The sequence below is a fragment of the Comamonas testosteroni genome (genome assembly GCF_030505195.1).
GTDB classification, from domain to species: domain Bacteria; phylum Pseudomonadota; class Gammaproteobacteria; order Burkholderiales; family Burkholderiaceae_C; genus Comamonas; species Comamonas testosteroni_G.
Genome location: NZ_CP129672.1, coordinates 1,624,912 through 1,647,038, shown reverse-complemented (window position 1 = coordinate 1,647,038; position 22,127 = coordinate 1,624,912). Strand labels below are relative to the sequence as shown.

Annotated in this window: 20 protein-coding genes; 7 read left to right on the top strand and 13 right to left on the bottom strand. The window is 63.0% G+C overall.

From position 1 onward, the window contains the following. Positions 1-13: 13 nt before the first annotated feature. The 4 genes from QYQ99_RS07555 to QYQ99_RS07540 form a co-directional block, all read right to left on the bottom strand. Positions 14-1,678, bottom strand: a complete 1,665-nt coding sequence (locus tag QYQ99_RS07555; RefSeq protein WP_302092100.1) for a Na/Pi cotransporter family protein — start codon at positions 1,676-1,678, stop codon at positions 14-16. Positions 1,679-2,055: 377 nt separating this feature from the next. Then, entirely contained in the window at positions 2,056-2,568 is a 513-nt protein-coding gene (gene lspA / locus QYQ99_RS07550; RefSeq protein ID WP_302092099.1) for a signal peptidase II, read from the bottom strand. A 117-nt stretch (positions 2,569-2,685) separates the two neighbouring features. After that, the gene (gene ileS / locus QYQ99_RS07545) at positions 2,686-5,541 is read right to left on the bottom strand and encodes an isoleucine--tRNA ligase (protein ID WP_302092098.1); all 2,856 of its coding nucleotides are present in this window, start codon (positions 5,539-5,541) and stop codon (positions 2,686-2,688) included. 105 nt (positions 5,542-5,646) lie between these two features. Further along, positions 5,647-6,708, bottom strand: coding sequence for a bifunctional riboflavin kinase/FAD synthetase (locus QYQ99_RS07540; RefSeq protein ID WP_302092097.1), 1,062 nt, complete (start codon positions 6,706-6,708; stop codon positions 5,647-5,649). A gap of 182 nt (positions 6,709-6,890) precedes the next feature. Here QYQ99_RS07540 and QYQ99_RS07535 point away from each other — a divergent pair, with 182 nt between their 5' ends. Then, positions 6,891-7,448: an HNH endonuclease gene (locus QYQ99_RS07535; RefSeq protein WP_034364656.1), complete on the top strand. Its 558-nt coding sequence runs from the start codon at positions 6,891-6,893 to the stop codon at positions 7,446-7,448. Here the strand turns inward: QYQ99_RS07535 and QYQ99_RS07530 are convergent. After that, a complete protein-coding gene (locus QYQ99_RS07530) occupies positions 7,431-7,667 on the bottom strand; it encodes a hypothetical protein (RefSeq protein WP_302092096.1) in 237 nt (78 codons plus the stop codon). The two genes, QYQ99_RS07535 and QYQ99_RS07530, sit on opposite strands and share 18 nt — an antisense overlap. A 364-nt stretch (positions 7,668-8,031) precedes the next feature. Here QYQ99_RS07530 and QYQ99_RS07525 point away from each other — a divergent pair, with 364 nt between their 5' ends. Beyond that, complete coding sequence (locus QYQ99_RS07525) at positions 8,032-8,979, top strand: bestrophin family protein (RefSeq protein ID WP_302092095.1); 948 nt, start codon at positions 8,032-8,034, stop codon at positions 8,977-8,979. Between the two features lie 75 nt (positions 8,980-9,054). Here QYQ99_RS07525 and QYQ99_RS07520 read toward each other — a convergent pair whose 3' ends face one another. From QYQ99_RS07520 to QYQ99_RS07505, 4 genes are all read right to left on the bottom strand, one after another. Next, positions 9,055-9,549, bottom strand: a complete 495-nt coding sequence (locus QYQ99_RS07520; RefSeq protein ID WP_302092094.1) for a nucleoside deaminase — start codon at positions 9,547-9,549, stop codon at positions 9,055-9,057. A 162-nt stretch (positions 9,550-9,711) separates the two neighbouring features. Further along, the gene (locus QYQ99_RS07515) at positions 9,712-10,827 is read right to left on the bottom strand and encodes an acyl-CoA dehydrogenase family protein (protein ID WP_302092093.1); all 1,116 of its coding nucleotides are present in this window, start codon (positions 10,825-10,827) and stop codon (positions 9,712-9,714) included. 146 nt (positions 10,828-10,973) lie between these two features. Next, positions 10,974-12,155 (bottom strand): acyl-CoA dehydrogenase family protein, encoded by a 1,182-nt coding sequence (locus QYQ99_RS07510; protein WP_302092092.1) that lies wholly within the window; start codon positions 12,153-12,155, stop codon positions 10,974-10,976. Between the two features lie 234 nt (positions 12,156-12,389). Further along, entirely contained in the window at positions 12,390-13,076 is a 687-nt protein-coding gene (locus tag QYQ99_RS07505; protein WP_302092091.1) for a YceH family protein, read from the bottom strand. A gap of 86 nt (positions 13,077-13,162) precedes the next feature. Between QYQ99_RS07505 and purN the strand changes: the two genes are divergently transcribed. Continuing rightward, positions 13,163-13,741 carry a phosphoribosylglycinamide formyltransferase gene (gene purN, locus QYQ99_RS07500; RefSeq protein WP_302092090.1) on the top strand — a complete coding sequence of 193 codons (579 nt, stop codon included), beginning with the start codon at positions 13,163-13,165 and terminating at the stop codon, positions 13,739-13,741. A gap of 62 nt (positions 13,742-13,803) precedes the next feature. Here purN and QYQ99_RS07495 read toward each other — a convergent pair whose 3' ends face one another. Beyond that, positions 13,804-14,061 carry a DUF1653 domain-containing protein gene (locus tag QYQ99_RS07495; RefSeq protein WP_302092089.1) on the bottom strand — a complete coding sequence of 86 codons (258 nt, stop codon included), beginning with the start codon at positions 14,059-14,061 and terminating at the stop codon, positions 13,804-13,806. 96 nt (positions 14,062-14,157) lie between these two features. On the opposite strand from QYQ99_RS07495, the gene QYQ99_RS07490 reads away from it, so the two are divergent. From QYQ99_RS07490 to QYQ99_RS07480, 3 genes are all read left to right on the top strand, one after another. After that, on the top strand, positions 14,158-16,035 hold the full coding sequence (locus QYQ99_RS07490; protein WP_302092088.1) for a M48 family metallopeptidase: 1,878 nt from the start codon (positions 14,158-14,160) through the stop codon (positions 16,033-16,035). A gap of 231 nt (positions 16,036-16,266) precedes the next feature. Continuing rightward, entirely contained in the window at positions 16,267-17,598 is a 1,332-nt protein-coding gene (locus QYQ99_RS07485) for an RsmB/NOP family class I SAM-dependent RNA methyltransferase (RefSeq protein WP_302092087.1), read from the top strand. Positions 17,599-17,720: 122 nt separating this feature from the next. Beyond that, positions 17,721-18,941, top strand: coding sequence for a DesA family fatty acid desaturase (locus tag QYQ99_RS07480; RefSeq protein ID WP_302092086.1), 1,221 nt, complete (start codon positions 17,721-17,723; stop codon positions 18,939-18,941). On the opposite strand, the gene QYQ99_RS07475 is transcribed toward QYQ99_RS07480, so the two are convergent. Further along, a complete protein-coding gene (locus tag QYQ99_RS07475) occupies positions 18,916-19,311 on the bottom strand; it encodes a hypothetical protein (protein WP_302092085.1) in 396 nt (131 codons plus the stop codon). The genes QYQ99_RS07480 and QYQ99_RS07475 overlap by 26 nt on opposite strands. 198 nt (positions 19,312-19,509) lie before the next feature. Between QYQ99_RS07475 and QYQ99_RS07470 the strand changes: the two genes are divergently transcribed. Then, the gene (locus QYQ99_RS07470; protein WP_302092084.1) at positions 19,510-21,036 is read left to right on the top strand and encodes a PLP-dependent aminotransferase family protein; all 1,527 of its coding nucleotides are present in this window, start codon (positions 19,510-19,512) and stop codon (positions 21,034-21,036) included. A 16-nt stretch (positions 21,037-21,052) separates the two neighbouring features. Here QYQ99_RS07470 and QYQ99_RS07465 read toward each other — a convergent pair whose 3' ends face one another. Further along, complete coding sequence (locus QYQ99_RS07465) at positions 21,053-21,811, bottom strand: hypothetical protein (protein ID WP_302092083.1); 759 nt, start codon at positions 21,809-21,811, stop codon at positions 21,053-21,055. Between the two features lie 139 nt (positions 21,812-21,950). Next, complete coding sequence (gene rpmG, locus QYQ99_RS07460) at positions 21,951-22,121, bottom strand: 50S ribosomal protein L33 (RefSeq protein WP_003058233.1); 171 nt, start codon at positions 22,119-22,121, stop codon at positions 21,951-21,953. Between the last annotated feature and the right edge of the window lie 6 nt (positions 22,122-22,127).

Below are 22,127 nucleotides of genomic sequence, written 5' to 3'. Positions count from 1 at the left end.
GGCGGCACAGCATCTAGCGCTGGCTCTCCAGTGTGGTGGACTTGAGCCGGCTGGGCGCCAGGGCTCCGGCCTGTTCCAGAATCGGGTAGGCCACCGAGCACAGCAGCGAGTTGATGCGCTTGAGGTCGCTGATCATGTCGATATGCAAAGAGCTGGTCTCTATGCTTGAAACCGTGTGCTGCGACAGGCGCTCCAGGTGGGTTGCCGAGTAGGCCAGTTCCAGATCGCGAAAGCGCGCTTTTTCCTCAAGCAGCTTTTGCGCCTCGCGCACATTGCCATTGAGAAAGACGCTCATGGCCAGGCGCAGATTGTCCAGCAGATGCTGGGTCAGCTCGTGAATTTCCTGTTTTCCGGCGGCCGAGAACTGGCGGCCCTTCTTGATCTTCTTGTCTTCCAGATCCAGCAGCACGCGCTCGATGATGTCGCCGATCTGCTCCATATTGATGGTGAAGCTGATGATTTCCGTCCAGCGCTGACCTTCGCGCTCGTCGAGTTCGGCGCGCGAGATCTTGGTCATGTAGTACTTGATGGCCGAATACAGGTCGTCCACCGTGCCTTCCAGGTTGCGCACTTCCTCGGACAGTTTGGCATCGTCGGTTTCGGCCACTTTTTGCAGGCCGATCAGCATGGACTCCACGACGTCGGCCTGGTGCAGTGACTCGCGCACGGCGCAGGTGATGGCCAGCGAGGGAGTGGACAGGGCCGAGGGGTCCAGGTGGCGTGGGCGCAGCAGTTTGGCCGCGCTTTCTTCCTCGGGCTTGGGCAGCATGGCCGTCACCCAGCGGGCCACGATCTGGGTCAGGCCGATAAAGCACAGGCTGTTGAAGACATTGAACGCCAGATGGAACATCACCACGTTCTGGCCGGCGTTGGGCAGATAGGGCTGGGCGTACTGCGACCACAGTCCGATAAAGGGGGCGACGATGGCCACGCCCATGATCTTGAACAGCAGATTGCCTATGGTGACCTGACGCTCCTCCACCGCCGATTTGGCAGTGGTGAGCGCCGCAACCAGGCCGCTGCCCAGGTTGGCACCCAGGGTCAGGCCCAGAGCCACATCCAGCGGAATGGCACCGGAGCTGGCCATGGCCGCAATCAGCAGCACCACGGCCAGGCTGGAATAGGCCAGCACGGCCAGTACCGCACCCAGCAGCAGCTCCATGAACAGATCGCTGCTGACCGAGGCCAGCAGGGTGCGCACGGCAGGGGCCTGTAGCAGGGGCTCGGTGGCTTCCACCACCAGGCGCAGGGCCAGCAGCATCAGGCCCAGGCCGATGAGCACGCGGCCGATACGCCCGGGCTTGGAATCCTTGCGTGAGATATACAGCACCACGCCGACAAAGATGAACAGCGGCGACAGCCAGGAGAGGTCGGTGGAGAAGAGCACGGCCATCATGGCCGTGCCCACATCGGCACCGCGCATCACGGCCAGGGCCGAGGGCAAGGTGATCAGGCCCTGGCCCACAAAGGACGAGGTCATCAGCGAGGTGGCCGTGCTGGACTGAACCAGGGCTGTGACGCCCATGCCGGACAGCGCCGCAGACAAGCGGTTGCGCATGCTGCGGGCAAGAATATTGCGAAGGTTTGCGCCGAAGACCTGCAGAACGCCGGTGCGAACCATCTGAGAGCCCCAGATCAACAGGGCAATGGCTGCTAAAAGATTCAATAAATGCTTCATGTTCTGCCCGCGAAGGAGCGACCTAATATACCCCTGAGTGAGGTCGGTCTGCCCGGATGACTCACTCTTCACGCACAAATAAGTGCGGAATAAGGAACACAATAGAACAAAAACGAATTATTTAAAACATCGTTTCTACGGATGTGATTTCAGCGCTGGCCGAGCTTTCTGTATATCTGTATTGCGTTCGATGCTATTAAAAAGGTAGGCTCATGATTCCTGTCATGTCCGGTGCCGCTGCGGTGGGCTTCCTTTTGCTGCTGCTGGCAGCCTTGGCAGCCGCCGGCTTGCTGCTCCGGTAGGGGGGCGCAATGAGCAAGGCCCGCAGTCTGCTAAAGAGACAGCGGGCCTTGCCGATGAAAAGCGGCTGATGCCTATCAGCGCTGGTTCTTGGCGCGTTTTGCGCGCAAAACCTCATCCAGGATCAGCAGTATGGCGCCCAGGGTGATGCCCATGTCGGCCACGTTGAAGGCCGGGAAATGGCTGCTGCCCCAGTAGAAGTCCAGGAAGTCCACCACATAGCCGTGCTGCAGGCGATCCACCACATTGCCGATGGCCCCGCCCAGAATGCTGGACAGCGACAGGCAGAACATCTTCTCGCCAGGGTGCTTGCGCAGTTGCCAGACGATGAGCACGGTGGCAATCACGCCGATGGCCACGAACAGCCAGCGCTGCCAGCCGCTGCCGCCCGCAAGGAAGGAGAAGGCCGCGCCCGTGTTGTGCGCGCGCACGATGTTGAAGAAGCCGGTGATGGGAGTCCAGTCCCCATACTGGTAGGTGCTCAGAATCATCTGCTTGGTGATCTGATCCACGCCGATGATGACAAGCGCCCACAGCAGCCAGGGCCAGATACGGCCAAGGCCTGCGAAGGAGGTCTGGGTGTTGCTCATGGCAGCTCTTTGCTAAGGTTTTTTTGATAGCGGTTAGCGCTTGATTTGAAAGGATTTCAGCAAGATTTAATGCTGAAAATGTCTACCAGCATACGCTGGTAGCTCACTTTTTAAGACTCAAGCCTTGGTGCGGACTTCGCCCGTGCCGTGCAGATTGCTGTCGCAGCGCCCGCAGATCGAGGGGTGCTCGGGGTTCACGCCCACGTCTTCACGGTAGTGCCAGCAGCGCTCGCACTTGGCGTGCTCGCTGGCCTTCACGGTGGTGCTCAGGGCATCGCCGGCCACGGCAGTCGCAGCCGAGGTGATGAAGACGAACTTCAGATCGTCCTTGAGGCTTTGCAGCAGGGCCAGGTCCTCGGGCTCGGCCGTGAGCGTGACTTCGGCCTGCAGGGACGAGCCCACGGCGCCGGTGGTGCGCACCACTTCGATGTCCTTGTTGACCAGGTTGCGGATCTCGCACAGGCGCGTCCACTTGGCCAGCAGGCCTTCGTCGCCGGCGGGCAGCTCGGTGAACTTTTCCAGGAAGATGGATTCGCTGTGGCCCACGATCTTCCAGGCTTCCTCGGCCGTGAAGGACAGGAAGGGCGACATCCAGCGCAGCAGCGCCTGGGTGATCTGGTAGAGCGCGGTCTGGGCCGAGCGGCGTGCCAGGCTCTTGGGGGCGCTGGTGTAGAGGCGGTCCTTGAGCACGTCCAGGTAGAAGCCGCCCAGGTCCTCGGAGCAGAACAGCTGCAGCTTGGCGACCACGGGGTGGAACTCGTAGACCTTGTAGTGGGCCAGGATCTCCTGCTGCAGCTGGGCCGAACGCGCCAGCGCGAACTGGTCGATCTCCAGCATCTCGCCGTAGGCCACGGAGTCCTTGCTCGCATCGAAGTCACTGGTGTTGGCCAGCAAAAAGCGCAGCGTGTTGCGGATGCGGCGATAGGCGTCCACCACGCGGGCCAGGATCTTGTCGTCGATGCCCAGGTCGCCCGAGTAGTCGGTCGAGGCCACCCACAGACGGATGATTTCTGCGCCCATCTTGCTGGACACATCCTGCGGGGCCACGGTGTTGCCCAGCGACTTGGACATCTTCTTGCCCTGGCCGTCCACGGTGAAGCCGTGGGTCAGCAGGCCGCGATAGGGCGCGCGGCCGAAGATGGCCGAGGCCAGCAGCAGCGAGCTGTGGAACCAGCCGCGGTGCTGGTCGTGGCCTTCCAGGTACAGATCGGCCTCGGGGCCCTTGTCGTGGTGGTGCTCGGGATGGGTGCCGCGCAGCACATGCCAGAAGGTGGAGCCCGAGTCGAACCAGACTTCCAGAATGTCGGTGCTCTTGGTGTAGTGCCTGGCTTCCTCTGCACCCAGGATATCTTCGGTGCTCACGCGGCTCCAGGCCTCGATGCCGCCTTGCTCGATCATGGCTGCCGCCTGGTCGATGATCTCCATGGTGCGCGGGTGCAGGGCGCCCGTGTCCACATGCAGGAAGAAGGGGATGGGCACGCCCCAGCTGCGCTGACGCGAGATGCACCAGTCGGGACGGCCGGCGATCATGGCGCGCAGGCGGTCCTGACCGTTTTGCGGGTAGAAGTTGGTCTGCTCGATGGCGTCCAGCGCGATCTGGCGCAGGGTCTTCTCGGGCTTTTGCGCGGGATCGGTGAACACGCCTTCGCCTTCGTCCATGCGGATGAACCACTGGGCGGCCGCGCGGTAGATGACGGGCGTCTTGTGGCGCCAGCAGTGCGGATAGCTGTGGCTGATGGTGGTGGTGTCCATCAGGCGGCCCGCGACCTTCAGGGCGTCGAGGATGACGGGCACGGCCTTCCAGATATGCTGGCCGCCGAACAGGGGCAGGTCGGCCGCGTACACGCCGTTGCCCTGCACGGGGTTCAGGATCTGCTTGTAGTCCATGCCGTTGGACATGCAGCTGTTGAAGTCATCCACGCCATAGGCAGGGGCCGAGTGCACGATGCCGGTGCCGTCGTCGGCGGTGGCGTACTCGGCCAGGTACACGGGCGAGATGCGGTCAAAGCCCTTGTCCACATGGGCCAGCGGGTGCTTGAAGGGCATGTGGTCGAGCTTTTCGCCCTTGGCGGTGGCGAGCACGCGGCCCTCCAGCTTCCAGCGGGCCAGGCATTTCTCGACCAGGGCGGAGGCCACGATCAGCAGGCCGCGCTCGGTCTCCACCAGGCTGTATTCCAGATCGGGGTTGACGTTGAGCGCCTGGTTGGCAGGAATCGTCCAGGCCGTCGTCGTCCAGATGACGATGAAGGCTTCTTTGTCGAGCTTGTCCAGGCCGAATGCTGCGGCCAGTTTGGCAGGCTCGGCTGCGGGGAACATCACGTCCAGGGTCTGACTTTGCTTGTCGGCGTATTCGATCTCGAACTCGGCCAGCGAGGAGGCGCAGTCAAAGCACCAGTACACGGGCTTGAGGCCGCGGTAGACAAAGCCACGCTCCATCACCTTCTTCAGGGCGCGCAGCTCGGCGGCCTCGTTGGCGTAGTTCATGGTCTTGTAGGGGTGGTCCCAGTCGCCGAGCACGCCCAGGCGCTTGAAGTCCACCATCTGCTGATCGATCTGCTCGGCGGCAAAGGCGCGGCTCTTGGCCTGCATCTCGTCGCGCGGCAGATTGCGGCCATGCAGCTTCTCGATGGCGTTCTCGATGGGCAGACCGTGGCAGTCCCAGCCCGGTGCGTAGAGCGCGTCGAAGCCTTCGAGCTGGCGGCTCTTGACGATCATGTCCTTGAGGATCTTGTTCACCGCATGGCCGATGTGCAGCTTGCCGTTGGCGTACGGAGGGCCGTCGTGCAGGATGAACTTGGGCGCGCCGCTGCGGGCGTCGCGCAGCTTCTTGTAGATGCCCTTGTCGTCCCATTCCTTGGCCCAGGCGGGCTCGCGCTTGGGCAGGTCGCCGCGCATGGGGAAGGGGGTGTCGGGCATGTTCAGCGTGGCGCGGTAGGCGGACGCTTCGGGCTTGTTGGACTTCGAATCAGACATGGGGAACCTTGAAAGCAATGCAATGCCCGGGCAGTTCTGCCAGGGCGTGAATGGTGAGGTGAGCGCCAGTGCGCTGCTGCGCCTGAGGCGTGCGAGCAGCGAGCTTCAAATTCGGTCGCGCGTGGTCTGGCGACGGGTCTCTGTGTGCGACGAGGTATGGGACGGTATGTGGGCCGAGGCGAAAAACGCTCGCGCGTCTTCGCAGTCCTTGGCGATGCCGACCGTCAGGGCATCGAGACTGTCATACTTCAGCTCGTCGTGCAGTTTGTGCAGAAGTTCCACGCGGATGATTTTACCGTAGGCACCTTCTCCACCCAGCTGGGCGGGCCAATCGAAACAGTGGGTCTCCAGCAGCACCCGGCCGCCGTTGATGTCGTCGGGGTCCAGCGAGGGGCGCACGCCCAGGTTGGCCACGCCCTGCAGCGGCTGGTCCGTCAGTCCGTGCACGAGCACGGCAAAAATGCCGCTGGCGGCGGGCTTCCAGTGGTCGAAGCGCAGATTCAGCGTGCGAAAACCGTCCTCGGCCCCGCTTTGTGATTCGGCCAGCTTGCGGCCCAGCTTGCGTCCATGCACCACATGGCCCGAGATGCGGTAGGGGTGGCCCAGCAGCTTGGCGGCCTGCTGCATGTCGCCGGCGGCCAGCGCCTCGCGCACGGCCGTGCTGGACACGCGCAGGCCATGGACTTCATAGCTGTTCATGCGGGCCACATCAAAGCCCAGAGCCTGGCCGGCGTTGTCCAGCATGGCGTAGTCGCCCGCGCGCTTGGCACCAAAGCGGAAGTCGTCGCCCACCAGCACGTATTTGGCGCCCAGACCCGAGATCAATACATCCTGAATGAAGTCTTCGGGGCTTTGGCTGGCCAGAGTCTGGTTGAAGGGCAGGATCACGACCTGATCGACGCCGCAGACTTCGAGCTGGCTGAGCTTGTCGCGCAGCGTGCCCACGCGGGCCGGGGCCAGCTCAGGCCTGCCCAGCTTCTTGGCAAAGTAGTCGCGCGGGTGCGGCTCGAAGGTCATGGCGCAGCTGGGAATGCCGCGCTGGGCCGCCTCGGCCTTGAGCAGGCCCAGCATGGCTTGATGTCCCCGGTGCACACCATCAAAATTGCCAATAGTCACAGCGCAGGCCGGAGCCAGGCCGGGATGATTGATACCGCGAAAAATCTTCATGGGCTGCTTTGTTATTTGTAGCAACTGGCGCCGATGCATGCGACACAAGCCGTCAATTTGACATAGTTTCAGAGTATATTGCTTCAAATCAGGCAGCTGTGGAGGCTGCACGATTGTGCTCAAAAGCGCCAAGATGCTTGTCCGTTTTCCGTGGTCGATGTTTGACTGTATGGAGGCTGGTTGTGAAAGTCTTGAAGCTGACAGCCCAGGGGCTGCCGCAGTCCTGGGTAACGCTGGAGCAGGCGGCGCTGCATTACGCAGCAGAAGATGTGCGCTGGGAAGCCGGTGTCGAAATCGCCTGCTTTCGTGGTGGCCACAATGCGGTGACGGGCAAGCAGTCAGTCATTCACATCAACTCCATCATCGGCACCAAGGGCATGCCGAATATCAACCCGCACGAATTGCTACCGGGGCTGACGAACGGCAAGCTCTTTGCGCGTGACCGCTGTGTCTGCGCCTATTGCGGGCGGCAGTTCCACGAGGGCGATCTCACTCGCGAGCACATTGTCCCCGTGAGCACCGGCGGGCAGCACAGCTGGATGAATCTGGTCACGGCCTGCCGCGCCTGCAATCACCGCAAGGGTGCCAGAACGCCGGAGCAGGCCCGCATGCCTTTGCTCTACACGCCCTACACGCCCACGCTGTGGGAGGATTTCATCCTGAGAAACCGCCGCATTCTGGCCGACCAGATGGAGTTTCTCGTGGCCCATGTGCCGCGTGGATCACGCTGGCGCAGCTAATGCCAGGCCTCGTAGAGGTCTTCGCCCGTTTCGCCCTTGCGCGCGTTTCGCCCGTTCTTCCGACAGCGCCGTGGGCTCCTTGAAATGCTCGCCGGTGTCAAAGCGCAGCTCGAAGTCCCCGGTGCGTGCCGCAGCGGCGGCCAGCATGGGGGCATCGGTGCGGCCCTCGGCATTTGGGTGCGGGTGCTGTTCAGACGCCGCGCGGGGGGGCTGCGCCACGTCAGCATATTGCGCATCTGCCGGAGCACGGGAATCGCGCTCATGGTGCCCATCAGGGCCAGGGCCGGCATGCCCACGGCGCGCCGGCCTGTTTGCCGAGCTGGCCTCGCGCACCGAGCGCCGTCAGCCTGCAAGCGGCCCGAGCCCTCCAGCGCGGCCCAAGCCTTGCAATGCGGGGCTTTTCTTGTACTGGCTGGCCGCTTGGCACCGCATGTCGGGTCCGCTGCCCATGTGCAGCAGACGCCGCATGTGCGGTGCTGGCGCGGCACGGGCTGCCTACTGCCGCAGTGGGAGTTCTCGGCGTCGGCTGAAATCCCCGCATGCTTGTGATTGAATTCGGGTTTGGACCTCATTTCTCGTTTTCATGATCGTCAGAGATCGCCCGTCGGGCTTCAAGCTGCTGTGGATTGTCCGGGGCTCGGTGCTGCAACGCATCAAAGGTGTGCTTGCCGTCAATATCGTGCTGGCCATCATCGTCACCGTGGCGCATGGCACGCTGTTCCACACCAAGATCCCCATCACGCCGATTCCGTTCACCCTGATCGGTCTGCCGCTGGCGATTTTTCTGGGCTTTCGCAACAACACCGCATATGCGCGCTACTGGGAGGGACGCAAGCTCTGGGGCGAGATCGTGATCTATGCACGCACGCTGGCGCGCCAGTGCCTGAGCCTGATCGAGCTCGATCACCCCATAGACCCGCGCCAGCGGGCCAACGATGTGCGGGTGCGCATGGTGCACCGGGCCGTGGCTTTTTCTCATGTGCTGCGGGCCCAGCTGCGCGCACTCAAGGACGATGTGGCTGCCCAGCAATGGCTGACCCATGCCGAGTGGCAGCGCCTGCAGCAGCTGCCGCTGAATCAGCGCACCGATGCGCTGATGCTGGCCATGGGCAAGGATCTGGGCCAGTGCGTGCGCGACAGGCGCATAGACCCCTGTCTGGCCGTGGAGCTGGACCGCACCCTCAATGGCTTCACGACGGCCGCAGCCTCCTGCGAGCGCATTCGCAATACGCCGATTCCGTTTTCCTACACCTTGCTGCTGCACCGCACGGCCCATCTGTACTGCTTTTTGCTGCCTTTCGGACTGGTGGACATCACGGGCTTCATGACACCGTTTGTCGTGGCCATCGTGGCCTATACCTTCTACGGCCTCGATGTGCTGGGTGACGAGCTGGAAGAACCATTCGGCATGGAAAGCAACGACCTGGCACTGGACAGCATCTGCCGCAGCATCGAGATCAGCCTCAGCCAGTCGCTGGGCGACCCCCAGGTTCCGGAGCCGCTCAAGCCGGTGGACTATCTGCTGACCTGAGGCGCTCCACCATGCCAAAGCCCTGAACTCCTCATTCAGGGCTTTGTTCTTGATGGCGGCTGGAGCCCGTGCGGGCTAGACAGTGGCGCGATCCTCGTCCACGGCCTTTTGCCAGGCCTTGTACAGATCCTCGCCGGCATCGCGCACGCGGTGGCCGACGACGGCCAGCTCGCGCCGGCCTGCGGGGCGGGCCAGCTCCTCATAGCCGCGCGCGGCCGACAGGTCGTAGGGCTCGCCGTCTTCGTTGGAGTAGGCGAAGTACACCTGCTTCACGCCGGCCAGCAGCATGGCGGTGTGGCACATGGAGCAGGGATAGCCGCTGGCATACATGACCGAGCCGGACAGATCGGTACTGCCCAGCTGCCTGGCGGCAATGCGCAGGGCCTGCATCTCGGCGTGGGCCGTGGGATCGCACAGATCATCGACCTGGTTGACGGCGCGCGCCAGGACCTTGCCCTCACGCACCAGCACGGCGCCGAAGGGCCAGGTCGCGGATTCGCGGCCCTTGACATTGCCCATGGCCAGGCGGATGGACTCCAGCAGATACTTTTCGCTGTCTTGCTTGCTCATGCATGTCTCCTTGATCTTGGTGAATGGCGCAAAGATCATAGGAAGAGCGGCAGGCTCCATAGTGCATGCAGGAAGCAAAACAGCACGCCGAAGCGTGCTGTTGACTTTTGGTTCTGGTTTGAATGCAGTTGCCGTGATCTTGATGAATGTTGATGCAGGCTTTCAGGCAAAGACGCCGGCGCTGTCCTGCATATGGGCCGATACCGTGCCCAGATGATGCAGGGTGTCGCCACCCGTCATCTCCATCTGGGTCAGGCGCTTGAAATAGTGGCTGCCCACATATTCGTCCGTCACGCCGATGCCGCCATGCAGCTGTACGGCCTGCTGGCCCACATAGCGCATGGACTGGCCCAGCTGCACCTTGGCGCGGGCGATGGCGACATGGCGCTCCTCGGCAGGCGCCACCAGCTTGAGCGTGCCGTAGTAACTCATGGAGCGGGCCAGCTCCAGCTGCATCTTCATATCGGCCACGCGGTGGCGAAGGGCCTGGAAGCTGGAGATCACCACGCCAAACTGCTTGCGCTGGTTCATGTACTCGGTGGTGAGCTTGAGCGTCTGCTCCATCACGCCCACGCCTTCGGCGCAAAGAGCGGCATTGGCCACATCCTGGGCCAGGCCGAGGGCCGCCACGCCATGGGTGGTGATCAGGGTAGCCGCTGCTGACCGGCAGACCAGATCGGCCGCGCGTGCCTCATCCTGCGTGGCATAGGGCTTGGTGGCGACGCCCTCGCTGCCGTTCTCGACGAGAAAGAGCGCAATCTTGCCGTCGAGCTGAGCGGGCACGATGAAGGCGTCGGCCTGGTCGCCTGCAGGAACAATGTTTTTCGTGGCATCTACCGTATATCCATCGCCGGACTTTGACGCCTTTGCTGCACAAACATCAAGCCGGTAGCGCGCCTTGCGCTCCTGCGATGCGAGCACCACCAGTTTTTCACCGCTGGCGATACGGGGCAGCCAGGCTTGCTTGACAGCTTCGTCGCCAAACTGCCCGAGCAGGGCGGAGACCGCGAATGCCTGGGTCAGCGGCTCCATCACCAGACCGCGGCCCAGCTCCTCCATGACCACCATCACATCGACCGCGCCCTGGCCCAGGCCGCCATATTCCTCGGGCACGGTGAGGGCCGTCAGGCCTAGTTCGGCCAGCTCGTTCCAGACCTCGCGCGAGAAGCCGCCCTGGCTGGCAATGCTCTGGCGGCGCTCGAAGGTATAGCCCTTGTCCACCCAGCGGGCCACGGCATCGCGCAGTTGTTGCTGGTCGTCGGAAAAATCGAAATCCATATTTGTCTCCTGCCACCGGGCCGCAATTGGCGCGAAGCGCCAAACCAGCCCAGCGAAGCTCAATCTAGAACCCCCTCCCGGAGGGGGCGTGGGGGGGCAGAACGAATTCGCGCAAGCGAAACATCGTCGCCTTCACTGCTTCTGAATCAGCCCAGCACGGTTTGGGCGACGATGTTTCGCTGCACCTCGTTGGAGCCGCCATAGATGGTGGTCTTGCGCATATTGAAGTAGGTCGCGGCCAGCGGCGCATTGCCCAGCACGTCGCCGGGATAGTCGCCCTGGTAGCCGGCTTCCATGGCTTCCTGGATATAGGGCAGGGCATAGGGGCCGGCAGCCAGCATCATCAGCTCGGAGTAGCGCTGCTGAATCTCGCTGCCCTTGATCTTGAGCAGGCCGGCGATGTCCAGCGGGTTCTTGCCCGACTTCATGGCCGAGAGCACGCGCAGCACCAGCATCTCCAGCGCGATCACATCGATCTCCAGCAGGGCGATCTGATCACGGAAGCGCTGGTCTTCCCAGACGCCTTCGGCCCTGGCGATGCGCTTGAGGCGCTCCAGCTCGCGCTTGGCACGGTTCACATCGGCGATATTCGTGCGCTCGTGGCTGAGCAGGTGCTTGGCGTACGTCCAGCCCTTGTTTTCCTCGCCGATCAACTGGTCGGCAGGCACTTGCACATTGTCGAAAAAGACCTCGTTGACCTCGTGCGAGCCATCCAGCAGCTTGATGGGGCGCACGGTCACGCCGGGCGACTTCATATCGATCAGCAGGAAGCTGATGCCGGTCTGGGGCTTGCCTTCGTTGCTGGTGCGCACCAGGCAGAAGATCCACTCGCCGTACTGGCCCAGCGTGGTCCAGGTCTTCTGGCCGTTGACGATGTATTTGTCTCCCACGCGTTCGGCGCGGGTCTTGACACTGGCCAGGTCCGAGCCCGAGCCCGGTTCGGAATAGCCCTGGCTCCACCAGACCTCGCCGCTGGCAATGCCGGGCAGAAAGCGCCGGTGCTGCTCCGGTGTGCCATAGGCCATGATCACCGGCGCCACCATCACGGGGCCGAAGGGCACGATGCGCGGCGTGCCGGCGAGTGCGCATTCTTCCTCGAACAGATGCTTTTGTACGGCGCTCCAGCCGGGGCCGCCGAATTCCTTGGGCCAGCCGTAGCCGAGCCAGCCTTTTTTGCCCAGAATCTTGGCCCAGCGCTGCAAGTCCTCGCGCGTCAGGTGCAGATCGTTGCGCACCTTGTGCGCAATATCCTCGGGCAGATTTGCCCGCACCCAGCTACGGATCTCTTCGCGAAAAGCCTGTTCTTCAGGGGTGAATGCCAAGTCCATGCGTTGTCTCCTGCAAATGCTGGAGATTTGTAGCACGCACGTTCTTTTTCTGGCTGTCCGGGTTGCGACAAATGGTGGGAAACCCCAGGGATGAGCATCCCCTGAGCGGCTGAGCCTGTCTGCCTTCCTTTGCCTGGCGTGCGCCAGTTTTTGGCACTGGCGGGGCGTTTGTCATGAAACAGGCCGCCAGCGCTTATTGGGTCAACGCTGGCAGCTATCAGTTTCTCTGTGGATTCATTCAGCCGGGGCTGCAGGCGGCTCCACGCCCAGCGATTCGCACAGCATCTGCACGGTGGCGCGCAACTGGGCGACTTCGGCTTCGAGCGCATCCACACGCTGCTGCAGGGCCGATGCATTGCCGCCTGTGCTGGCGCTGCCGGTGCTTGCCAGTGCGTTGACATCCACCGGGCCGCAAAGCAGGTGGGCCCAGCGCTGTTCGCGGGCACCGGGGGCGCGCGGCAGCTGCACGACCAGCGGGCCGCCTTTTTCCTCGCTGCGTTCGCGCAGTTCGTCGAGAAAGGCCTCGACCGAGGAGATATCGGCAAAGCGGTGCCAGCGCTCGGAGTTGATGCGCAGCTCGCCGGCGGTCTGGGGGCCGCGCAGCATCAGGAGGGCCAGCAGCACGGCCGACTGGTCGGGCACGCCAATGCCGCGCGGGAAGTTGTGCTCCCAGCGCGTGGAGCGCACGCTGCTGATCTGTACCGACAGGGTCTTGAGGCGCAGGCTGTCCAGTGCCTCCTGGGCTTCGCCCTCGCTGACCTCCATCACCGGGTCGCGGCTGGACTTCTGGTTGCAGCCCGTGACCAGGCTGTTGAGCGTGAGCGGATAGCTGTCGGGCACGGTGCGGGCCTTTTCCATCAGCGTGGCCAGAACGCGGGCTTCGATGGCGCTCAAAGGGGTGTTGCGTGGGTCAAACGGCATGGGGTCTCCTCGAAAGTCTTAGGGCAGCGCACAGGAACTGGTGCAAACCCGATAGGGTTTGTCCGTCAATGCGACAATCGCCGCCCATGAAAAACATCGTGATCCTCATCTCGGGCGGCGGCTCGAATATGGCTGCCATTGTGCGTGCATCCCAGCAGCAGAACTGGGCAAAGCAGTACAACGCCCGCGTGAGCGCTGTGGTGAGCAACAAGGCCGAGGCCCAGGGCCTGGTGTTCGCGCGGGGCAACGGCATCGCCACCGAGGTGCTGGATCACAAGCAGTTCGACAGCCGCGAGGCCTTTGATGCCGAGCTGGCGCAGGTCATCGATCGCCATGCGCCCGATCTGGTGGTGCTGGCCGGTTTCATGCGCATTCTCACGCCGGGATTTGTTGCGCACTATGAGGGCCGGCTGATCAACATTCATCCCTCGCTGCTGCCGGCCTTCACCGGCCTGCACACCCATCAGCGAGCGATCGATGCGGGCTGCAGGTTTGCGGGCTGCACCGTGCACCGCGTGACGGCCGAGCTCGACGTGGGCCCCATCCTCGATCAGGCTGCCGTGCCCGTGCTGCCTGGTGATACGGCCGAGCTGCTGGCGGCACGGGTGCTGGTGCAGGAGCACATCATTTACCCGCGCGCGGTGCTCAACCTGCTCAAGGGTTGATGCAGATTTGATGGCTGTCAGCGCTTGATGCATGCTTGATGCATAAGCGCTGCAGCCTGTTTTCATTCGGATTTCTGCTGCTCTGCGGGCAAGCGGCGAAAGCGTGGCTGCTCCACGCCATCAATCACCACGGTCTCGTTGAACATGGCGGCAGGGCGCACCCACAGACCGTGTTCGCCGTACAGGGCGCGGTACAGCGTCATGGGCTGCAGTGTTTCGCTGTGGCGCACGGTGCCCACCACCTCGTAGCGCATGCCTTTGTAATGCTCGTACAGACCGGGCTCGGTGGTGATCAACGGGGGAAGTTCGGAGTTGCTCATGAGGATGCTGAAACGGTGAGGGCTGTGAAGGGGTTGGAGCCTGGCGGCGTGTGAGAATCCTGCCAAAGTAATCAATCGGGGAGGCAGGGCTGCGCCATGGAACAGGCAGATTATGTGCATCTGGTGCGCGTCAGCGAGCTTGCCAGCGCCGAAAACAGTCATGCATACAGGCGCAGCGTGGCCTTGTTTGCCGCACTGGGCTATGCCTGGGTGCTGGGTTGCCTGGCTCTGGCGCTGTGCCTGCTGTTCTGGGCCGGCTCGCATCTGCTGGCCGGGCAGTGGCGCTTTGTCTGGATCATGACGGCCATTGCCAGCCTGAGCCTGTTCTGGAACTGCCTGCGCGCGCTGTGGTTCAAGGTGGACAAGGCCGAGGGCATTGTTCTGATGCCCGAGGACGCCCCGGCCCTGTTCGAGGCGCTGGAGCGCATTCGCCGCAAGATGGCAGGCCCCGGGATCGATGCCGTTTATCTGACCCGGGACTTCAATGCCAGCATTCGCCAGGTGCCGCGCTGGGGTGTGCTGGGTGGCGTGCGCAATGAGCTGAGTCTGGGTCTGCCGCTGATGATGGCGCAGGACAGAAACCGTTTGCTGGCCGTGCTGGCCCATGAATACGGCCATCTGCGCGGCGGGCACGGCAAGTTCGGTGCCTGGGTCTACCGCACGCGGCTGAGCTGGACCCGGCTGTACGAAGGCATGCAGGGTGACTCCGGCGTGGCCTCGTTTGCCACGCGCAGGTTCCTGCACTGGTATTTCCCGCGCTTTCTGGCCCGGACCTTTGCCATGGCGCGCCAGGACGAGTACGAGGCCGACAAGGCCGCAGCCGGTCTGCTGGGCCGGGCCGTCATGGCCGATGCGCTGGTGGAAGTCGACCTGCGCCAGCAATGGTTTCAGCAGAAATTCTGGCCGCTGCACTGGCGCTCGGCTCGCAAGCATGCAGTGCCCATGGGGCCGTACAGCGCCATGAAGTACTGGCTGGCGCAGCCCGTCAAGCCGGCGTTTGCGCGCCAGGCGCTCAAGGCCAGCCTGCGCCTCAAGTCCGGCCTGGAAGATACCCACCCGGTGCTCAGGGAGCGCGTGGATGCACTGATAGGCGAGCGCCCGCAACTGCCGCAGCAATGGTCGGCGGGCGGTGCGCTGGCCTTGCTCAACCCGCGCAAGCTCGGCGAATGGCTCAAGAGCTTTGACAAGCAGTGGTGCCTGGAAAACGCCAGCGCCTGGAAGGAGCATCACGCCCGCCTGGCGCGCAGCGAGCGCATGCTGGCTCAGCTCGGCGGCGAGGGCTACCAGTCCGTGGCCGACCTGCTGCTGCGCGTGCATCTCATGCTGAAGCTGGACCCCCATGCCGAAGTCAGGACGCTGTACCAGGAGGTGCTGCGCCGCGAACCCGACAACGCCAAGGCGCTGGCAGGCATGGTTGACGTGTTGCCGCCGGACATGGGCGATGTGCAGCTCGACCTGCTGGAGCGCCTGTTCGATCTGCATGTGGAATATCGCTGGTGGGCCGCCAATTTTGCGGTGGAGCTGCTGGAGTCCCGTCAGCAGATCGGGGTGGAGGGCGAGCCGGTTCAGGCGCTCAAGCTGTGGCGCGAGCGGGTCAGACAGACCAGCGAGCTGGAAGACCGGTTTTCCGAAGAGCTGATGCAGACGCCTTTGCTCAACGCTCTGCTGCCGCATGGACTGACGGATTTCGAGATTTCAGAGGTCGCGGCCGAACTGCGCAATTTCCGAGCGGTATCTCAGGCCTGGCTGGTGCGCAAGCAGCTCAACACCATTCGTAGTCGGCCCGTCTTTCTGCTGCTGGCCGAGATGGACGGGCTGGGGGAAGAGGACGGCGACGCGCTGGGGGCGCAGATTCACGACGCTCTGGAGCTGCCCGGCAAGCTCTACGTCATGCGGGTGCAGCAGGCTGCAACGCGCGACGACATCGCACGCCAGGGCGTCAGACCCGTGTATCTGCGCGCCTTTGCTGGCTAGACATGGCTTATGCAAAGCAGGTTCAAGCAAGAGACTCACTCCCAGGCGCATCCTGGGTGACCTTGGTTTTGCTAAATTCATAGCTTCTACCGCTTGCCTTGATTGATTTTCAATATGTTTTGAATCCAAGATCAATGAATGAATTGCGATGTAAGCTATGATTTTTATAGTAAAACCGCCGGCAGCCAGAGGGCGTCATATGGATATGCGGGCAGTGGGACAATTGCGCCCATGCATCCCAAACAGCTTCTCGACGCTTGCTCTGAACTCGTCAAGCGCGCCCTGACATTTGAACACCCGGCCGATTCCGTGGTGTCCTATTTCTTCCGCGAAAACCGTTACCTCGGCCCGCGCGAACGCGCCACTCTGGCTGAAACCACTTACACCGTGCTGCGCAAAAAGCTGCTGTTTGAAGGCCTGGCGCATTCGGGCAGCGGCGCACGCGAGCGCCGTCTGGCCATCCTCGGCTTTGCCGCCGTCCTGCGCGAGCAGGCCAAGAAGGAAGGCAAGGTCAAGAACAAGGAAGGCCAGGACAGCGAGACCTTCATCAAGGCCGCGCTGACGCCCCAGGAACTCAAATGGCTGGCTGCCTGCGACGGCATCAAGCCCGAAGAGCTGATGGAGGCGCACCGCCACAACCTGCCCGAGTGGCTGGTCGAGCCGCTCAAGGCGCAGGTCGGTGATGAGTTCTGGGCTTTGGCCGAGAGCATGGAGAAGGCCGCTCCTCTCGATCTGCGCGTCAACACCCTCAACGACAAGCGCTCCGATCTGCGCAAGGAACTGGAAAAAGCCGGCATCAAGGCCGAGCCCACACCGTTCTCGCCCATCGGTCTGCGCGTGGACGGCAAACCCGCGCTGGCCAAGGTCGATGCCTTCAACCGTGGCGCCATCGAGGTGCAGGATGAAGGCTCGCAACTGCTGGCACTGATGCTGGACGCCAAGCGCGGCGAGATGGTGGTGGACTTTTGCGCCGGTGCCGGCGGCAAGACCCTGGCCATTGGCGCTGCCATGCGCAACACCGGCCGTCTGTATGCCTTTGACGTATCGGGCCACCGTCTCGATGCGCTCAAGCCGCGTCTGGCACGCTCGGGCCTGTCCAATGTGCACCCCGCAGCCATCGCCCATGAGCGCGATGAGCGCGTCAAGCGCCTGGCCGGCAAGATCGACCGCGTGCTGGTCGATGCACCTTGCTCGGGTCTGGGCACGCTGCGTCGCAACCCCGACCTCAAGTGGCGCCAGAGCGCCAAGGCGGTGCAGGAGCTGACCGTCAAGCAGGCATCCATCCTGGAGAGCAGCGCCCGTCTGGTCAAGGCCGGCGGACGTCTGATCTATGCCACCTGCTCCATCCTGCCAGAGGAGAACGAGGCCATTGCCGAAGCCTTCAGTGCAGCGCACCCCGAGTTTGTGCCGCTGGACGCGGGCGAGGTGCTGGAGCAGCTCAAGATTGCCGATGGCGACAAGCTTTGCAGCGGTGGTGACGAGGGCCGGCGCTATCTGCGTCTGTGGCCGCATCAGCACGAGACAGACGGGTTTTTCGCGGCTGTTTGGGTGAAAAAGGCGTAACTTCGGTGCAAATTCGGTATCTGCTGTCGGGGAATCGACAGCAGACCGGTCGGCGGCTCACCTAAAATGGCACGGCCGTGCTTATCGGGTGGGCGCGGTTTTTGCCAAAGGCTTTGTTATTTATGTCGCTGGATATCGGCTTGATCTGGAATGCCGTCGTGGATTGGATGGCCAATGGCCTGTGGGATCTGTCGTGGTGGCAGCTGCTGCTCTACACCCTGATCACCACCCACTTCACGATTGCGGGCGTCACGATCTATCTGCACCGCAGCCAGGCGCATCGGGCGCTGGATCTGGGGCCTATTCCCTCGCATTTCTTCCGCTTCTGGCTCTGGCTGGGCACGGGCATGGTGACCAAGGAATGGGTTGCCATCCACCGCAAGCACCACGCCAAATGCGAGACCGCAGATGACCCGCACAGTCCGCAGACGCGCGGCCTGGGCAAGGTGATGCGCGAAGGTGCCGAGCTCTACCGCGCCGAGGCCCAGAACGAGGAAACGCTCAGGAAATACGGTCACGGCACACCCGACGACTGGATGGAGCGCAACATCTACCGCCATTCGGTGATGGGCCCCTCGCTGATGCTCATCCTCAATGTGGCGCTGTTCGGCGTGATCGGCCTGTCGATCTGGGCCGTGCAGATGGTCTGGATTCCGTTCTGGGCTGCGGGCGTGGTCAACGGCGTGGGGCATTTCTGGGGCTATCGCAACTACGAAGCGACGGATGCCTCCACCAATCTGCTGCCCTGGGGCCTCATCATTGGCGGCGAAGAGCTGCACAACAACCACCATACCTTCCCCACTTCGGCCAAGTTCTCCGTCAAGCCCTACGAGTTCGATATCGGCTGGTTCTACATCAGCCTCATGCAGAAGCTGGGTTGGGCCAAGGTCAAGAAGACCCCGCCGCGTCTGCGCATGGGCGCCGTCAAGCCTGTGGCCGACGAGCTGACGCTGGAAGCCATCATTGCCAATCGCTACGAGGTCATGGCCCGTTATGCGCGCGGCGTGCGCACGGCGGTTCAGCAGGAGCTGGATCTGCTCAAGCACAAGCAGGCGCAGAAGTCGGATGTTTCCCTGCTCAAGGGCGTGCAGCGCTGGCTGCACCGCGATGCCGACAAGGTGCCCGAGCGTGCCCAGGGGCAGTTGGCGCAGGCGCGTGCTGCGCACCCGGTGATCGACCAGATGCTGGTCATGCGCGAAGAGCTGCGTCAGCTGTGGCTCAACACCAGCCTGAGCCGCGAGCAGCTGACCGGCCAGTTGCAGGCCTGGTGCCAGCGCGCCGAGGCCAGCGGCATTGCGGCACTCAAGGATTTCTCCGTCAAGCTGCGCGCTGCCCACGTCTGAGGCCGAGCTTGCCAAGCTGCTGCCAGATTCTGGCAAGCGCGAAGCTCAGGCCTTTTTCCTCTTCAAGCCGCTTCGCTGCCCTGTTCGGGCGGGGGCGGCTTTGCTGTATCTGTGCCGCCGGATATTGAATCCAGGCCGCACTTGCCGGCGTGCTCAGCTGCACCCAGGTGCGACTGGGGCAACGCCAGCTCTGCCCGGTTTGCAGCACCATGACCTGGCCGAAGTGATTGTCGGTAAAGCTCAGTGGCCCGATGGCCAGACGCAGCAGCCCTTGCTGGCAGAACAGTTCGCTGCCTTGCTCAAACAGCAGCGATGCGGCTTGGCCGCTGTTGAGGCGATGTGTTTTCGGGGGGAAGTCCGGCTGTGACATGGTGGCTAGAGGTCTGTGATTCAGGCCCTCAAGCGTAGGGAAGCACGGCTTGGCAGAACAGGCACAGCCAGCGTAATGTGCAGGCGTAGCAGCGCGGATTCCGGTGTATCTGTTCTGCTGTGTTTGCTGACAATCTGTATCTGTTGCAGAACAGAGCTTGCTGGCATGATGCCTGCCCGGCCCTGTATTTTTGTCATCATGCTGACTTCCTCCCCCTCCGAACCACAGCCTGTCGATGATGCGGCAAGCGATGTGCTGCTGCCGCTGTACCAACGGCTGGCCGCGCACTACAGCGCGGCCATAGAGCTGGGGAGCCTGAAGCCGGGGGAGCGCATGCCGTCGGTGCGCGAGCTGATGGCGCGGCATGGCATCAGCCTCTCGACGGCCTTGCAGGTGCTGCGCTTTCTGGAGGCGCAGGGCTGTCTGGAGGCCAGGCCCCGCGTGGGCTACTTTGTGTGCGCGACGAGGGCGGGTGATATCCCTCTGACCAGCGAGCCGGATCTGAGCCAGCCGCTGGCTCCCAGTGCGCACGCGCATTTCGTGGGTATCAACGAGCATATTTCTCTGCTGCTCGAGCGCGGCCGCCAGGCCGAGGTCTATATGGACATCGGTGGCTGCACGCCGCCGGCCTCCTTGTTCGATCATCACTATCTGAACAAGACCGTCACCAGGCTGCTGCGCGAGCATCCGACGCTGCTCTCACAAGGGCGTTCACTGCTGGCCAATCAGGGCAACCACCCGCTGTTTCAGCAGGCCATGGCCAGACAGGCGCTGGCCTCCGGTATCCGTGTCGCGCCTGTAGATGTGCTGGCAACCACAGGCAATTCGGAGGCAGTGAGTCTGGCGCTGGCTGCCGTGGCATCCCCCGGGGATGTGGTGGCCGTCGAATCGCCAACCTATTACGGCCTGCTGCAGGTGGTGGAGTCCTTGCAGCTGAAAACGCTGGAAATTCCCTGCAGTCCGCGCACCGGCATGTCCATCGAGGCGCTGGAGCTGGCCTTTCAGACCCAGCCGCGCCTGAAGGCCGTGGTGGTGGTGCCGGATCTGCAGATGCCGCTGGGCGCGCGCATGCCGGACGAGAACAAGGCCAGGCTGGTGGCCCTGTGCGCAGCCCATGGAGCGGCGCTGATCGAGGATGACTCCTACGGCCTGTTTGTCGAGGGGCTGCCGGTCAAGCCGCTCAAGGCCTGGGACAGTGTCTCCGGGCATGTGGTCTATTGCCAGGCTTTCAACAAAAGTCTGGCGCCGGGCCTGCGCCAGGGCTGGATGAATGGCGGCCAGTGGCATGGCCGCATCCAGATGCTGAAATTTGCGCAAAGCCGCAATACCCAGACGCTGGGGCAACTGGTCGTGGCCGAGGTGCTGGGCTCTCCCACTCATCAGCGCAGCCTGGAAAAGCTCAGGCAGCAGCTCAAGCGGCAGCGCGAGGCCATGGCCAGACTGGTGGCGCGCCATTTTCCACTGGGCACGCGAATGAGTCTGCCAAGCGGCGGCCTGTGTCTGTGGCTGGAGTTCCCGGCGCAGCTGTCCACGTCGGACTTGTTCACGGCAGCCCTGGCGGGCGGCATACGCATTGCGCCGGGCAGCATGTTCTCCAACTCCGGCCGGTATGAGCACTGCATGCGGCTGGCCTGCACCCATCCGGTCAACGAGCTCATGGACAGGGCGATGCAGGATCTGGGCGCTATGGCCTGCCGGCAGCTGGGACAGAATCCGCGCAGCTAGCGCTGGCCGAGGTCCTTTATTTCGTCGGTTGACCGGCCATGCACTTGCTCAGGAATTCGCGGGCTTTGCCGCCTTCCTTGTAGAAGGTGCTGATCACTTCCTTGCCTTCCACGGAGACCTTGAAGCGGGCTTCTTGCTCTTCACCGAGCTCCTTGAGCAGTGCTTCGGGGCCGCCCAGCGCGTAGACGATGGCGCCCCATTTGCCATTGGACATGGTGTAGTTGATGGCGCCAACTTCCTGGGGCCGGTCCTGGTTCTGGGTCAGAGTGGTTCTGATCTTGCGCGGGCTGGCGGGCTGGGGAATGTCCATGCCCAGAAAGGTCAGCAGGGCGCCGTTGTGCTTGGCCGTGGGGCCGGAGAGCTGAACGGCTCCGGACATGCTGCCAAAAATCGCCGCACATTCAAGACCCGAGCGCGGGTTTTTCTCGTCATGCGAAAACATCCAGTAGCCCTTGCGCAGTTTCTGATACTGCGGGTCTTGTGCAATCCTCTGCCCTTCCTTGAGCAGCTCCTGCCCCTCGCGCAGCAGCTCCAGCTGGCTGCGTGCCAGACCGCCCAGTGCATCGGCGGGAGAAGGCTCGGCGCGCTGGGTGGCGGCGGGCGCGGAGCTGAACTGTTCGCACACGGGCACGGAGGCCAGACCCGGTGAGCCGCCTGTCATGCCGACCTGGCGCTGGCCGGGGCCCGGTCCCGTGGGGCAGATGAAGGTCTGGCCGAAGACGACTGGCGACACGGCAAGCGAAAAAAGCAATGTGCTCAGCGTCCGGCGATTCATGTGATCCATCCCTGTTGGTTGCAAAGTGCCAAGTATAGGGAGGCTCGCCGCGTCAGCTCTCGCGCCGTGACAGGCGTCGCCAAGGCATGAAAAAACCGCCTGCACTTGCGTGAGGCGGTTTTTCAAGAAACAGGCCGAATTACTTCAGCTTGGTTTCCTTGTACTCGACGTGCTTGCGAGCCTTGGGGTCGAACTTGATGATCGACATCTTTTCAGGCATCGTCTTCTTGTTCTTGGTCGTTGTGTAGAAGTGACCGGTACCAGCAGTGGAAGCCAGCTTGATCTTTTCGCGTCCGCCTTTAGCAGCCATGGTGTT